This window comes from Klebsiella sp. JN_Kp126, from assembly GCF_033843325.1.
Taxonomy (GTDB): domain Bacteria; phylum Pseudomonadota; class Gammaproteobacteria; order Enterobacterales; family Enterobacteriaceae; genus Klebsiella; species Klebsiella michiganensis.
Map to the genome: position 1 here is coordinate 56,411 of NZ_JAWXQV010000081.1, position 14,594 is coordinate 71,004.

General features: G+C 56.7%; 15 protein-coding genes. 12 read left to right on the forward strand and 3 right to left on the reverse strand.

All coding sequences use genetic code 11. From position 1 onward, the window contains the following. Genes SIK97_RS19790 through patD form a run of 4 tightly spaced genes read left to right on the forward strand, consistent with a single transcriptional unit; the run spans position 1 to position 4,188 of the window. On the forward strand, positions 1–1,011 hold the full coding sequence (locus SIK97_RS19790) for an ABC transporter ATP-binding protein (RefSeq protein WP_014229231.1): 1,011 nt from the start codon (positions 1–3) through the stop codon (positions 1,009–1,011). Position 1,012: 1 nt separating this feature from the next. Next, the gene (locus SIK97_RS19795; RefSeq protein WP_032749220.1) at positions 1,013–1,942 is read left to right on the forward strand and encodes an ABC transporter permease; all 930 of its coding nucleotides are present in this window, start codon (positions 1,013–1,015) and stop codon (positions 1,940–1,942) included. Further along, positions 1,932–2,738, forward strand: coding sequence for an ABC transporter permease (locus tag SIK97_RS19800; RefSeq protein WP_004850598.1), 807 nt, complete (start codon positions 1,932–1,934; stop codon positions 2,736–2,738). The genes SIK97_RS19795 and SIK97_RS19800 overlap by 11 nt, the downstream gene beginning before the upstream one ends. Positions 2,739–2,760: 22 nt before the next feature. Next, positions 2,761–4,188 carry an aminobutyraldehyde dehydrogenase gene (patD, locus tag SIK97_RS19805; protein WP_032749217.1) on the forward strand — a complete coding sequence of 476 codons (1,428 nt, stop codon included), beginning with the start codon at positions 2,761–2,763 and terminating at the stop codon, positions 4,186–4,188. Positions 4,189–4,544: 356 nt separating this feature from the next. Here patD and SIK97_RS19810 read toward each other — a convergent pair whose 3' ends face one another. Further along, entirely contained in the window at positions 4,545–4,667 is a 123-nt protein-coding gene (locus SIK97_RS19810) for a small membrane protein (protein ID WP_004138919.1), read from the reverse strand. Between the two features lie 560 nt (positions 4,668–5,227). Here SIK97_RS19810 and SIK97_RS19815 point away from each other — a divergent pair. Further along, positions 5,228–5,512 (forward strand): hypothetical protein, encoded by a 285-nt coding sequence (locus tag SIK97_RS19815; RefSeq protein ID WP_032749216.1) that lies wholly within the window; start codon positions 5,228–5,230, stop codon positions 5,510–5,512. Positions 5,513–5,564: 52 nt separating this feature from the next. Here the strand turns inward: SIK97_RS19815 and yncL are convergent, their stop codons facing one another. Beyond that, the gene (gene yncL / locus SIK97_RS19820) at positions 5,565–5,657 is read right to left on the reverse strand and encodes a stress response membrane protein YncL (RefSeq protein ID WP_004101822.1); all 93 of its coding nucleotides are present in this window, start codon (positions 5,655–5,657) and stop codon (positions 5,565–5,567) included. Positions 5,658–5,854: 197 nt separating this feature from the next. Here yncL and SIK97_RS19825 point away from each other — a divergent pair, with 197 nt between their 5' ends. From SIK97_RS19825 to SIK97_RS19835, 3 genes are all read left to right on the forward strand, one after another. Then, a complete protein-coding gene (locus SIK97_RS19825) occupies positions 5,855–6,028 on the forward strand; it encodes a GhoT/OrtT family toxin (protein WP_004850604.1) in 174 nt (57 codons plus the stop codon). 71 nt (positions 6,029–6,099) lie between these two features. Continuing rightward, positions 6,100–6,870, forward strand: a complete 771-nt coding sequence (locus SIK97_RS19830; protein WP_032749214.1) for an alpha/beta fold hydrolase — start codon at positions 6,100–6,102, stop codon at positions 6,868–6,870. 80 nt (positions 6,871–6,950) lie between these two features. Beyond that, on the forward strand, positions 6,951–8,207 hold the full coding sequence (locus SIK97_RS19835) for a putative acyl-CoA thioester hydrolase (protein ID WP_032749212.1): 1,257 nt from the start codon (positions 6,951–6,953) through the stop codon (positions 8,205–8,207). Between the two features lie 3 nt (positions 8,208–8,210). Here the strand turns inward: SIK97_RS19835 and SIK97_RS19840 are convergent, their stop codons facing one another. Then, positions 8,211–9,644, reverse strand: coding sequence for an aldehyde dehydrogenase (locus tag SIK97_RS19840; RefSeq protein ID WP_057174190.1), 1,434 nt, complete (start codon positions 9,642–9,644; stop codon positions 8,211–8,213). A gap of 269 nt (positions 9,645–9,913) precedes the next feature. On the opposite strand from SIK97_RS19840, the gene SIK97_RS19845 reads away from it, so the two are divergent. The 4 genes from SIK97_RS19845 to SIK97_RS19860 all read left to right on the forward strand — a co-directional run bounded on the left by SIK97_RS19845 (position 9,914) and on the right by SIK97_RS19860 (position 14,273). Next, positions 9,914–11,512 carry an ABC transporter substrate-binding protein gene (locus SIK97_RS19845; protein ID WP_032749210.1) on the forward strand — a complete coding sequence of 533 codons (1,599 nt, stop codon included), beginning with the start codon at positions 9,914–9,916 and terminating at the stop codon, positions 11,510–11,512. A gap of 17 nt (positions 11,513–11,529) precedes the next feature. Beyond that, positions 11,530–11,763: a DUF2526 family protein gene (locus SIK97_RS19850; protein WP_014229241.1), complete on the forward strand. Its 234-nt coding sequence runs from the start codon at positions 11,530–11,532 to the stop codon at positions 11,761–11,763. A gap of 768 nt (positions 11,764–12,531) precedes the next feature. Beyond that, positions 12,532–12,960: a hypothetical protein gene (locus SIK97_RS19855; protein WP_057174189.1), complete on the forward strand. Its 429-nt coding sequence runs from the start codon at positions 12,532–12,534 to the stop codon at positions 12,958–12,960. A gap of 47 nt (positions 12,961–13,007) precedes the next feature. Then, positions 13,008–14,273 carry a hypothetical protein gene (locus SIK97_RS19860; protein ID WP_057174188.1) on the forward strand — a complete coding sequence of 422 codons (1,266 nt, stop codon included), beginning with the start codon at positions 13,008–13,010 and terminating at the stop codon, positions 14,271–14,273. Positions 14,274–14,594: the final 321 nt, after the last annotated feature.

Here is a 14,594-nt window from a genome sequence, read left to right on the forward strand (position 1 = left end):
ATGCACGCGGTAGAGTTCGATAATGTTTCGCGGCTGTACGGCGACGTGCGGGCGGTGGACGGCGTCAGCATCGCCATTCGCGATGGCGAATTTTTCTCCATGCTGGGGCCCTCCGGCTCCGGCAAAACCACCTGCCTGCGCCTGATTGCCGGGTTTGAACAGCTTTCGGGCGGCGCCATTCGCATTTTTGGTAAAGCGGCCAGCGAACTGCCGCCGTGGCAGCGCGACGTGAATACGGTGTTCCAGGATTACGCGCTGTTTCCTCATATGTCGGTCCTCGATAACGTCGCCTACGGGCTGATGGTCAAAGGCGTCGGTAAGAAAGCGCGGCATGCCCGCGCGCTGGAGGCGCTGGAGAAGGTCGCGCTCGCGTTTGTCCACGCGCGCAGGCCATCGCAGCTTTCCGGCGGCCAGCGCCAGCGGGTGGCGATCGCCCGCGCGCTGGTGAATCAGCCGCGCGTCCTGCTGCTGGATGAGCCGCTCGGGGCGCTGGATTTAAAACTGCGTGAACAGATGCAGCTGGAGCTAAAGAAACTGCAGCAGGCGCTGGGCATTACCTTTATTTTTGTGACCCACGATCAGGGCGAAGCCCTGTCGATGTCCGATCGCGTGGCGGTGTTTAATAATGGGCGAATCGAACAGGTTGATGCGCCCCAGGACCTCTATTTGCGGCCTAAAACGGCGTTTGTGGCCGGCTTTGTCGGGACCGCCAACGTATTCAGCAGCGAGCAGGCGCACAAGCTGTGCGCGATGGCGGGAACGTGGTCGCTGCGCCCGGAACATATCCGGCTGAACGTTGCCGGGGAGATCCAGACGGAGGGCGTCGTGCAGGCGGTGCAGTATCAGGGGGCCGCGACCCGCGTCGAACTCAAGCTGGCGAACGGCGAGAAGCTGTTGGTGAGCCAGGCGAATAGTGATGGTCATGCCGCGCTAAACGCACCGCCGGTGGGGCAAACGGTGCTGGCTTCGTGGTCGCGAGCGGCGATGGTGCCGCTGGAGAGCGGAGGCTGATATGACGATGGCGATTCCGTCCGCCACCACCGGGCGCGTATCCGCGCTGTTCTGGCGTAAACCCTCGCTGGCCCTGTTTTTGCTTCTGCTTGGCCCGCTCATGTGGTTTGGCATTGTCTATCTGGGATCGTTGCTGACTCTGCTATGGCAAAGCTTTTACACCTTCGACGATTTCACCATGTCGGTCACTCACGACCTGACGCTGGCCAATCTGCAGGCGCTGTTTAACCCGGCGAACTACGACATCATTATTCGTACCCTGACGATGGCGCTGTCGGTGACCGTCGCCAGCGCGATTCTGGCCTTGCCTATGGCCTGGTACATGGCCCGCTATACCCGGGGCAAGATGAAGGCGTTTTTCTACATCGCCGTGATGCTGCCGATGTGGGCAAGCTATATCGTCAAAGCCTATGCATGGACGCTGCTGTTGGCGAAAGATGGCGTTGCGCAGTGGTTCCTGCGCCATCTTGGCCTGGAAAGCATACTGAGCATGGTGCTGACGATCCCGGCGGTCGGCGGCAATACGTTATCGACGTCCGGACTGGGGCGCTTCCTGGTGTTCGTCTATATCTGGCTGCCGTTTATGATCCTGCCGGTGCAGGCCGCGCTGGAACGCCTGCCGCCATCATTGCTTCAGGCCTCCGCCGATCTGGGCGCTCGTCCGCGGCAGACCTTCCGCTACGTGGTGCTGCCGCTGGCGATTCCCGGCATTGCCGCAGGTTCGATTTTTACCTTCTCCCTGACGCTCGGCGATTTTATCGTACCGCAGCTGGTGGGGCCGCCGGGGTTCTTTATCGGCAATATGGTCTATTCCCAGCAGGGGGCGATTGGCAATATGCCCATGGCGGCGGCGTTTACCCTGGTGCCCATCGTGCTGATTGCCCTTTATCTGGCGTTTGTGAAACGTCTGGGAGCGTTTGATGCACTCTGAACGCGCACCGCTGCTCCTGAAAGTGGCAACCTGGGGAGGGGTGATCTTTCTCCATTTCCCGCTGCTGATTATCGCGCTCTATGCGTTTAATACCGAAGACGCCGCCTTCAGCTTTCCGCCACAGGGCCTGACGCTGCGCTGGTTTAGCGAGGCGGCGGGGCGCGGGGATATTATCGATGCCGTGACGTTGTCACTTAAAATTGCCGCGCTCTCCACCGCTATCGCTCTGCTACTTGGCACGCTGGCTGCAGGTGCGCTATGGCGCAGCACGTTTTTTGGCAAGAACGCCGTCTCGCTACTGCTGCTGTTGCCGATAGCACTGCCCGGCATCATCACCGGACTGGCGCTGCTCACTGCCTTCAAGGCCGTCAATCTGGAACCCGGGTTACTGACGATCGTCGTGGGGCATGCGACGTTCTGCGTCGTTGTGGTGTTTAACAACGTCATTGCCCGCTTTCGCCGGACCTCCTGGAGCCTGGTAGAGGCGTCGATGGACTTAGGCGCCACGGGCTGGCAAACCTTTCGCTATGTGGTGTTGCCCAATTTGGGCTCGGCGCTGCTGGCGGGAGGCATGCTGGCGTTTGCCCTGTCGTTTGATGAAATTATCGTCACCACGTTCACCGCCGGGCACGAGCGCACGCTGCCGCTCTGGCTGCTCAATCAGCTCGGACGCCCGCGCGATGTCCCGGTGACCAACGTGGTTGCGCTGCTGGTGATGCTGGTGACGATGATGCCGATTCTGGGGGCCTGGTGGCTCACCCGTGACGGCGACGTCAGCGCTGAAAACGGAAAGTAAAATATCGATACAGGATAATGCTATGCAAAATAACCTTTTAATTAACGGTAAGTTAGTGGCTGGAGAAGGCGAGACCGTGCCGGTGTTTAATCCCGCCACCGGTGAAGAGATCCTGTCGATTGCTGAGGCCACGGCGGCGCAGGTAGACGCTGCGGTTGAGGCCGCGGATCGGGCCTTTGTTAGCTGGAGTCAGACCACGCCGAAGTTCCGCGCCGAATGTCTGTTGTCGCTGGCGGACGTGATTACTGAACATGCGCAGGCGCTGGCTGAGCTTGAATCGCTCAACTGCGGTAAGCCGCTGCACTGCGTGGTCAACGATGAGCTACCGGCGGTCGCCGATGTCTTCCGCTTCTTTGCCGGCGCGGCCCGCTGTCTGCCGGGCATGGCGGCGGGTGAGTATCTCGAAGGCCACACCTCCATGATTCGCCGCGACCCGGTTGGCGTGGTGGCCTCCATCGCGCCCTGGAACTACCCGCTGATGATGGCGGCATGGAAGCTGGCCCCGGCGCTGGCGGCAGGCAACTGCGTGGTGATCAAACCCTCGGAGATCACCCCTTTAACGGCACTCAAGCTGGGTGAGCTGGCAAAAGACGTTTTCCCCGCCGGGGTGCTTAACGTGCTGTTTGGCCGCGGTGCAACGGTCGGCGATCCGCTGACCGCTCACGCGAAGGTCCGCATGGTGTCGTTGACCGGTTCGATCGCCACCGGCGCGCATATCATCGGCCATACCGCATCGTCGATTAAACGTACGCATATGGAACTGGGCGGGAAAGCGCCGGTTATCGTCTTTGATGACGCGGATATCGACGCGGTGGTGGAGGGCGTACGGACCTTTGGGTTCTATAACGCAGGCCAGGACTGTACCGCCGCCTGCCGGATTTACGCTCAGGCCGGAATTTATGACCAGCTGGTGGAAAAACTCGGCGCCGCGGTCGCCAGCCTGAAGATGGGCCCGCCGGAAGACGAAACGACCGAGCTGGGGCCGCTGAGCTCGCAGGCGCATCTGGACAGAGTCTGCGCCGCCGTCGATGCCGCCCGCGCGCTACCGCATATTCAGGTGGTCACCGGCGGCAGCAAAGCGCCAGGCAACGGTTACTACTATCAGCCGACGCTGCTGGCGGGAGCGAAGCAGGAAGATGCGATTGTCCAGCGCGAGGTCTTCGGCCCGGTGGTCAGTATTACCTCATTTCATGACGAAGAGCAGGCGCTGAGCTGGGCCAACGATTCGCAGTATGGTCTGGCTTCGTCGGTCTGGACCAGGGACGTCGGCAGGGCGCATCGCCTGAGCGCGCGTCTGCAGTATGGCTGCACCTGGGTTAACACCCATTTCATGCTGGTGAGCGAAATGCCGCACGGCGGGCAGAAGCTTTCGGGCTACGGCAAGGATATGTCGATGTACGGTCTGGAGGATTACACCACGATCCGGCACGTCATGATTAAGCACGGATAGGACGCGTTCGTGATAATCGCGAAGCGGACAGATTACCCTGCTAATAGTTAGTCATAGCAAAAAAAGCTAAAACGGAAGCGCTGGTTTATGAGAATATTCTCATGCCCCTTCAAGAGCTAAGCCATAATGAGTGCCGGAGATAAGCGCCGGATGGGGCTGGTACCCCCCAGGGTGCAGGATGCACCCTTAACGGGACACTGCAACGATTGATAATGATTCGTAAGCCCCTGCATGATATGCAGGGGCTTTTTGTTGTACGGTCGCTGCGGGTTTGTTACTGCGAGTGCGCCTGATATCGTAGCGTCATCAATTTATTACGTATCAGGTCATCTGGTTTTTCGAAAATGATTATCAGACTAACGTTTTGTTTTTTTGCTCGGTAAACTCGCCTGGCGACGTTCGCGAACATAGGAAAAAAGATTATAAATTGCAGCAATGAGTAAAATAAGCGCCACAATGAGAACGGCGATTCCTGACATGTACCACCTCAAAAATAAATGAGTAAAAAACAAGCTTCGCATAACTTGTGATTATGAATGTATGATTTTGTGCGTAAATAACGCAAATGATATTTCTTATCATTTAAAACCTGGCGGGGATGTCTGGCTGTTTGCTGTCGTTGTAATCTATTGATGTATAAATAATTTCTAATTATGGGCTCATTCTACTGCAATCCTGGCTGCCCTGGAACCTGCTAATAATGATGATCGCATACCGGCATCGCGTCCAGGCGAGTATAAAGAACAGTAAACAATTCCCCACCGGTATGAAAAGCGCCTTTGTTTTTCACTGTACCGTTAAGCGTAGATGGTCGTGCCGGGATGATATTAAGGTCCGGCATTAACCCTATTAATAATCATGTTATTGAACGCGGCAGATGAAATTATTATGCCTGCGATCGGCAATATAAATCCGGTGATATTTATTCGCGCGCGATAATCTTTAGATTCTGCGTGATTGTAATGTTTATGTTAAATATTACGCATATCCAGGACGTGGATAAGAGAAAGGACACAGGTTTGACTTTCTATAGCCGCTCATGCGAACATTCGGCGCAATTTGTTGCTTCGAAGTTGATATTGTTTTGAAAAAAATAGCGTGTTTCCTTTTTGTGGCCTGCGCCACGGCGATGTTTTACGGGAATTTTCCGGCCAAACAGATTGTGGGCTGTGAAGAGCAGGGCGTCGCGGAACCGGTCTGCATGGCGGCCGCATGGGATAGTGAAAAAGTCGATCTTTTGCCGGTCTGGAATCCCGACGTCCAGAAGCTGATTACCGCGCAAAAGACCCTGTCTGCTGCGGAGCCGGGGTCTTTCAAATCGTAAAAAAGCAGCCTTCACGGGCTGCTTTTTTAGGTTTCATTGCTGAGTAAAATCGCTAAAACCAACCAAAACGAACGGATAACAGGCCGATAAGCGCAAGTGCCGCGCCGACATTTATCAGAAGGACGGTTTTGCTGGAAACATCCATAACGCCACCTTTATAAATAAGCCTCTACATTTATAGTACGAGCTCAAAGTTTGCGCTATCGGACAAAGACGAATCGGGCGTTTTTCTGAAATTAACCCTGTTACCTGTTTTAAAATAACATAATCTCTGACGCACTCTGGGGGTGCGAAAAGGCATCGCGGTCGGCGAAAATGCCAGTCAGGGAAGGAAGAAGAAAAATGACGTTATACCAGAAAATGCTGATTTTTTACGGAGTTATGGGCTTCATCTGCGCGGTAATCAGCTGGTTCTTAACGAAAGAGAGCCGCTGGATCCGCCTGCTGGCGGCGCTGTTGATTGGTGCGACATGGCCGTTCAGTTTTCCCATGGCGCTGCTGGTCTCCCTGTTTTGAAGGAAAAATCGATGGCTCACTCTTGGTTATGACTGTATAAAAAAACAGTCATCACTCACGGAGCCTTTTCGATGCTTAGTTTTTACTCTTCACAGGCTGGCGCTATAGTGCGCTGGCTCGACCTGCCCGGTCGCGGCGACCCTGTTGTTTTTATCCACGGCCTGGGCTGCGCCTCTACCTATGACTATCCGCGCGTTGCCGCCGACCCGGCGCTGGCCGGGCGGCGAATGATTCTTGTCGATTTACCCGGTTTCGGCTACAGCGATAAACCCGAGTCCTTCGGCTACCGTATTGGCGATCAGGCCGGGGTGGTGGCTGAGCTGCTGGACCGCTTAGGGCTTGAGCGCTGCTATCTATATGGCCACAGCATGGGGGGCAGCGTCGCGATTGAAGCGGCCGAGCGGCTCGCCGGACGGGTGCGGGCGCTGCTGGTGGCCGAGCCTAATCTCTATCCCGGGGGCGGCATGTACAGCAGACGTATCGCCGAACAAACTGAAGAACGCTTTATTGCTCGCGGCTACGCCGACATGCTGTCCGCCGACGCTTCGCCTTGGGCCGGCTGTCTGCAAAACAGCGCCCCCTGGGCGGTGTGGCGCGGCGCGACCAGCCTGGTGAAGGGCGTTAATCCCTCCTGGTTTAGCCGTTTTATCCACTTATCCTGTCCTAAGGCTCTGATATATGGTGAATATTCGCTACCGGCCCGGGAAGCGACGGATAGCGAAGCCGCCGGGATCCCGCTGCTGGTGATACCCCAGGCCGGGCACTCAATGGCGTGGGAAAACCCATCGGCGCTGGCCCGTACGCTCGCCGATTTTTACTCCGCCATGGAGGCAGAAGCCTGATTCGTGATCGCCGCATATAAAAAGAAACCATATTTCATTTATTTTGATATATCGTTTCTTTTATTCATGGCGAGCGTGAAATGCGAAAAATCACTATCCTGGGTATCTCGGCTTTACTCTTTACACCGCTGCTTCTGCAAGGGTGCGCGACGCAAACTCCGCGCGGGACCACCTCCCGTCCGCAGCTTACGGCGGCAGAAGCGGCAACCTTCACCATTGAGCGCTATTTTGCGCAAGGCGGCGCGTTAAGTGCCCCCGATGGCCCCTGGTCGCCATCGCCAGTTCACCTCCCGCAAACCGAGCGCGCGTGGCGCGTGGCACCCTCGGGAGCGCCGTTCACCCGCATTCAGCAGGCGGTTAACGCGGCAATAGACCAGCATGGGGCGCAGGAGGCGCGCATCTATATCCGCATCGAACCGGGCATCTATCGGGAGACGGTCTATATCCCTGAAGGCGCGCCGCCGATAACCCTCTACGGCGCCGGAGATAGTCCTGAAGAGGTGAGAATTGAGCTGGCAATAGACTCGCAGTTCTCGGTAGCGCGCTATCGCCAGCGGGTAAATAGCCAACAGCAATACCGCGAAGGCGATCCGGCATGGTATCAGTATGCGCTGTGCGCCGGGCGAACCAGCAAGACGATAGGCACCAACTGCGCGGCGGTGGTCTGGTCGCAAAGTGCGGATTTTCAGCTGCTGAATCTCAGCGTAGCCAATAGCCTGCTGGATACCGTCGACGGTGGGACGCATCAGGGCGTGGCGCTGCGGACGGACGGCGATCGCGTGCAGCTGGAGAACGTCCGCCTGCTCGGACGTCAGGACACGCTCTACGTAAATACCAGCAATCGGCGCAATGAGGCGGTAACCGACCGTATCAGCCGGGTATACGTGAAAGACAGCTACGTCGAAGGGGATGTGGACTACGTCTTTGGCCGGGCGAACGCCGTTTTTGATAACGTCCATTTTCACACCGTCTCAACGCGCCGCTCGCCCGAGGCATACGTGCTTGCGCCGAATACGTTACCGGATAATCCATACGGCTTCCTGGTGAAGAATAGCCGCTTTACCGGCGACGGCGGCTATCAGGGCAGCTTCAAAGCGAAGCTGGGCCGCGCCTGGGATCAGGGGGCGGGGAAGACCGGTTATTTAGCGGGTAAAACCGCTAACGGGCAGGTGCTTATTGCCAACAGTACTATCGATCAAAGCTACGATCGGCTTTCCCCCTGGGGCGCTGCGGCCACCACCGCCCGGCCGTTCCGCGGCAACACTTCCGCAGAACGGCAGCTTGATGATGTTGCCTTCAATCGCCTGTGGGAATTCAATAACCGCTGGCAGCCCTGAGGCTTAAAACGGGAGCTCGCGCGGGACCGTTTGCAGCGTTATCCAGCGTAGCTCGGTAAACTCGGCAATTCCCGCGCGTCCGCCAAAGCGGCCGTAGCCTGACGATTTGCAGCCGCCAAACGGCATTTGCGCCTCGTCGTGTACGGTGGGGCCGTTGACGTGGCAAATGCCGGTTTGCAGATTTTGCGCCAGGTTCCACGCCCTGGCGCTGTCCCGGCTGTATATCGCCGACGAGAGGCCATATTCGCTTTCATTGGCGACGGCCAGCGCTTCGGCTTCGTCCTTAACGCGAATAATCGATTTCACCGGACCGAACGACTCCTCATGCCAGATGCGCATTTCCCGGGTGACGCCATCAAGCAGGGTGGCGCGCATTTGCGTCGAATCGGATAGGCCGCCGGCCAGCAGGCGCGCCCCCTTCGCCAGCGCGTCCTCTATCAAGGCATTGCAGCGGGTGACGGTCTTCATGTCCACCACCGGGCCGAGCAGGCTGGCGGGCAGGGCGGCGGCGCGTCTGGCCAGCTGCGCCACAAACGCTTCCGCGACGGTCGCGTCAACGATGATGCGCTCGGTGGACATGCAGATTTGTCCGGCGTTGGCGAATGCGCCAAAAATTGCGCCTGCGGCGGCCTGTTCGAGATCGGCGTCATCCAGCACCAGCAGCGGCGCTTTGCCGCCGAGTTCCAGCACCGCGGGTTTCAGATGTTCGCCGCAGGTGCGGGCGATTATCCGTCCCACCGGCGTGGAGCCGGTGAAATTGATGCGGCGTACGGCGGGGGGGGCAATCAGTAACTCCACCAGCGCAGGCGCGTCGGCGGGGGCGCAGGTCAGATAATTGACCACGCCCGCGGGAAAGCCTGCCGCCGCCAGGGCATCGATAATCAGCCCCTGGGTCGCCGGTGAAAGCTCCGCGCCTTTGAGGATAACCGTATTTCCGCAGGCCAGCGGCGTGGCGATAGCGCGGGTCGCGAGGATTAATGGCGCGTTCCACGGCGCCATGCCAAGCACCACGCCTGCGCCCTGGCGGATGCCCAACGCCAGATTTCCCGGCACGTTGGAAGGGATCACCTGGCCCTCAATTTGCGTGGTCAGGGCGGCGGCTTCGCGCAGGATATCGGCGGCCAGATGAACGTTAAAACCGGCCCAGTGCGCGGTGGCTCCCGTTTCCGCCGCCATCGCGGCGATAAATTTCGCCTCACGGCGCAGCATCTCTTCCGCGGCCTCCAGCAGGAGACGTCGGCGCTCGGCGGGTACCGTATCGCGCCACTGCGGGAACGCCGCGCCGGCGGCAGCGGCGCAGCGGCGGGCGTCCGCCAGGCTGGCGGCGCTGGCAACGGAGGCGCGTTCGTGCGTGAGCGGATTATCGCGGGTAAAGGTGGCTTGACCTTCAGCATCATGCCACTGGCCGTTGGTGTACAGATTGCAGGTTATTGTCATTATTGGCTTCTCCTGGCGTTACGATTTGCCGAGTGTATCGGGTTGCGCTGCCGCGCGGTGGCGGTCGGGCGGTTATCGCCCGCTTTTTTCGTAACTTTGCGCAGGGTTCACATTTATGAAGAAGTTCGATGACGCCAATCGAGAGGATGTTGAATTTATCGGCGAAAACGCGGTTTTTAGCATAACCTGATAGCAATTGATTATTTGCCGGTTGAATTCTCCTGTGCTGTTATTAAAGGACTTATAACAAATTCATAAGGCTTATAACCATGTCTACAGGGAAAACGTTTCTTGCGCTGGCGTTGAGCGCGCTACTGCCGGCGGCAGGCGCCTGGGCGGCGGGCAACGATACGCTGGTCTATTGTTCCGAAGCTTCGCCGGAATCTTTCAACCCGCAGATTGCCAGCTCGGGCCCATCTTTCGTCGCCAGTTCCCAGGTGCTTTATAACCGCCTGATAAACTTTGACCCGGTCAAAAATACGCCGATTCCCTCGCTGGCCACCGAATGGCGCGTCTCCCCGGACGGTAAAACCTGGACTTTCACCCTGCGTAAGGGCGTGCAGTTCAACAGCAACAAATACTTCAAGCCGACCCGTGATTTCAACGCCGATGACGTGCTGTTCTCGGTGCTGCGGCAGAAAGATGCCAACCATCCGTACCATAATGTTTCCCAGGGACATTACGAATACTTCCACGACGTTGGGCTGGATAAGCTGATCAAAGACGTCAAAAAAATCGATGATTATCACGTGCAGTTTGTGCTGAACGAGCCGAACGCGGCGTTCCTCGCCGACTGGGGAATGGATTTTGCGTCGATTCTGTCTGCCGAATATGCCGATGCGATGCTGAAAAAAGGCACCCCGGAGTATGTCGATACCTGGCCTATTGGTACCGGACCCTACGCGCTGCAGCAATATAAAGCGGATTCGCTGATCCGCTATGTCGCCAACCCGCACTACTGGGACGGTGACGTGCCGACCAAACACCTGATTTTCTCGATCACACCGAACGTTGAGACGCGGCTTGCGAAGCTGCAAACCAATGAATGCCAGATTATCCCCGCGCCGTCGCCGGTACAGTTCCCGGTGATTAAGGGCAATAAAGATCTGGCGCTGCATGCGGTTGAGGCGCTCAACGTTGGCTATCTGGCCTTTAATACCGAGAAAAAGCCGTTTGATAACGTACTGGTGCGCCAGGCGCTGAACTACGCTACCGACAAGCAGGCAATCGTGAAAGCGGTCTTCCTGGACTCCGGCAGCGTCGCGAAATCGCCGATCCCCGCCAATATGCTGGGCTATAAGAAAGATCTGCCTGATTACGACTACGATCCGCAAAAAGCGAAAGATCTCCTTAAGCAGGCCGGGCTGGAAAAAGGGGCCGAGGTCACCCTGTGGTCGATGCCGGTGCAGCGGCCGTATAACCCCAATTCCCGGCGTATTGCCGAGATGATTCAAAATGACTGGAGCAAGGTTGGGATCAAAGCCAAAATCGTTACTTATGAATGGGGTGAATACCTCGCCGGCATGCGCAAAGGCGAGCACGACAGCGCGCTGTTTGGCTGGATGTCTGATAATGGCGATCCGGATAACTTCGCCGGCACCCTGTTAAGCTGCGATAACATTAAAACCGGCTCTAACGTTGCCCGCTGGTGCGATAAGTCCTACGATGCGCTGGTGAAAAAGGCTATCCTGGTCAGCGACCCGCAGGCGCGCGCCGGGCTCTACGCTCAGGCGCAGGAGATTTTTCAGCAGCAGGCCCCCTGGATCACCCTGGCGACCGGTAACACCTTCTACGCGACGCGCAGCAACGTGAGCGGCTACAGCGTGAGCCTGATGGGCAGCGATTTTTCCAAAGTTAAACTCAATTAAGCCGGAAGGAGAGAAGCATGTCGCATCTGGATGAGGTCGTCGCGCGCGTGGACGCCGCGATTGCCGAAAGCGTTATTAGCCATATGAATGAACTGCTGATCGCGCTGAGCGATGACGCGGGGCTGGGGCGGGAAGAGCGCTACGTTCAGCAGCAGCGTTTGCGTAACGCCATCGCCCACCACGGCCGCCAGCAGCATGAGGAGCAGGAAGCTCGCCGGGAGCAGCTGACCCGCGGCGGCGAGATTCACTAGTTACGCCGCTAGAACTGGCGCCTGGCCACCAGACAGTCATTTTTCACACTAAAAATCTTCATATATTTCAAAAAGATAACCCCCATTAGGTGGGGGTTATCTTCTTATGGCAGCGAAAAAAATAATCCTTATTTTTCAGTAAAATAAAAAAAGTTTTGGGGAAGGGAAATCGTACATTTTTCGATGCGCAATTGACTCCCAATCAATGCCGGACAGCAAAAAATATCGAACATACTATTTGACAACCACAACTAAAATGGGGTTAAAATCCGCGCCGATCGCACTTGCGATTGCTGCGGTAGTTCAGCGCCTCCGGGCGTGGTCGCCGTAGAGCTGTATCCCCGTTGAGGCAGTCCAGCCAGGTTGGCGAGGTACAGTAAGTAAACCCGGTCATCGTGAACGCGCAGCCGGGGTGGTGACTTGTTATTGTGTCGGGCCGTTCGCGCATTGAGTTGCGGGAAGTACGGCGGCATAGCCCCACACCACGCGAGCCAGAGCAGATGAGGCCAACGTTGGGGTACCGTTTCGGGGTGGGTTGCTACACTTCGAGCGGCTGGGACGAGCGTACGGAAACTCCGAGGGACGCACCCAGAACGAGAGGACATTGGTTTTCCCTGAAAATGGCTAAACCTTTGTCCTTTCTGTGCCTCGCCCCGTTGCTCAGGGTCGCGATACCCAGTACGGCAGCGTCGGACACTGCGTCAGAATATTTTTTTTAGTGAAGGGCGAAAGCCCAGAGGCATGAAGCCCGTCGGGAGGTTGCAATGAGTGACCACCAAACCATCACATGCTCGAAAGTCTCAGGCTGACAAACAGCTAAAGACTGAGCAGCTCAAAGCAGATCGCAAGCAGGCAATCAGCGAAGAGAGTAAGTCTCTTATTCGTGAGATGCGCAAGCTTGGGTTTGCTCCCCGCAAAGGCAACGTAACTCAAAAGCACTTTGAGCGTTACGCGGCCTACCTTGAAACTCAGGCAATGGCTAACCGCGCTACCGCGCTGCAGGGCGAGGTGTCCGTGTTCCTGCAGCGTGGCGGTCTTATGTCCACGCTGTTCGACAAGATGCAGTCACCGGGCATCAAATCCACGGCATTCGCCAATCTAGCCACAACTGCAACTCGCCTTCTGTCGCTGGCACCAACGCTTGCGGATAAGTCGCGTACTGACCTTGGCTCGCATGTTGACGCCCATCTTGCGTAGTGGGATCTACAGTTGCCAACCCGGCGAGCTCGGATGACTGGTCTCGCATGGCCGGAACCGCGAGTGCAGTTGACGGTATCAGTGCTAATGAGGGCAACATTACCTATAACCGGGTGGTGGACGTAACGACGTCACCATTTGTCGTTCAGGCGTATGGGGAGTTGTCCTGGATACTAAGGATCGCCAGGAATACAACTATCGACGTGAGCAATCTGGTTAGCGACTTGTACAACGCCAACCCTGCGGCTGTGGTTCGCTTGGAGATTAGCGCCAGTTCGGCGATCACAGTGGCACTTACTGGTGCAGAAAATTACTGGCTGGAGGACGGTAGCAATAGCGCCGATGCCCCGTCGTTCTCGGTAGACGCCGAGCAGCCGCTGACGATTATCGAAATCAGCCGGGTAACAAATCCGTCTGCCCCCGGCGTTCTGGTTCGCCAGCTTTGCCCTGTGCAGCATGAAAGTGCAATTCCCGCTCTGGGAGAACCTGGAGCATCCGGGTTCTTTATGACGATAAATGGTGCCGAACAGATGGGGCCGGGTTCGACTCTTGCCGCTACGGGGCTTTATTACTGCAGTGTCAATGATGGGGGAAGCCTCATTCAGGCAAATGGCATCTATCCAGATGGCGGGACATGGGAGCTGCGCGGACATACGGATGCCAGCGGTACCGCAGAGCACAGTGCCTCACTATGGACTCGTATCGATAACGTATCGACTACGCTGCGCGGTACCGGGAAAATTTGCTCTCTGGTAAGGAATTTGTCTTACGCCGATGAGGCTGGATCTCGTGTTGATTGTGAATTGCTAATTCACGACGTATGGCACCCATTTACCGCAAGCCCGACTGATTCCACTTGGTGGGGGCAAGAGATCTACGCGGCGGCAATTGCCGGTCAATTAGGAAGTGTGGCGGCTTATGTCGCTCCAGAAATGAATGAGAGCGTCGAAATGGTAAGTAAAAACCACCCTGTAAGCATGGAGTATCACAACTCAGTGGTGCATGAAGTCCGTCAACTGAGAGAGCAACTTGAAAAGGCCTATCAGGAACAGAGGGCGCTGGTGGGTGAGAAAGAAAAGCTGAGCAGTGATGTTGTCAGGCTAAAAACCGAAATAGATAGCCGGATAAGCGCAAGCGAAGCTATGAGGAAATCTTGCCAGCGATGGGTGGAAAAATACTTCAGGTTGGATGACAGGCTCGTTTGCACTCAGAGAACGCTACGCAGCACCGTTATGGCGCTAAAGCTTACCGCCGTAGCTGCTGCCGCTATTGTGATCGTTAGCGTCGCCTATATCGCGCAATTCCTCAATTAACCACAGGGGCGCCCCGCAAGGGGCGTAAACATCATGCTTAAAGTTTTTAATTTGTTTGTGTGGGGAATAATTGTCGGCGGCTTGCTGATGAAATTCGCGCTCGTACACGGCTTGACTCACATTTAAGGGGTGTAAACAGAATGAGAGAAGCAATAGAGATTCTTCGACGAAAAGCGGAAGAGCAGCAAAAGCGCGGTCAAGTAGCAGCAGCCACGGCTCTTAATTACGCGGCATCAGAATTGGAGCGAGAGCTACGCAAATGACCAATAGTCCCGTCAGAAAAGCAGCAGAATGGACAGATACAAAAGGCCTTCCTTGATG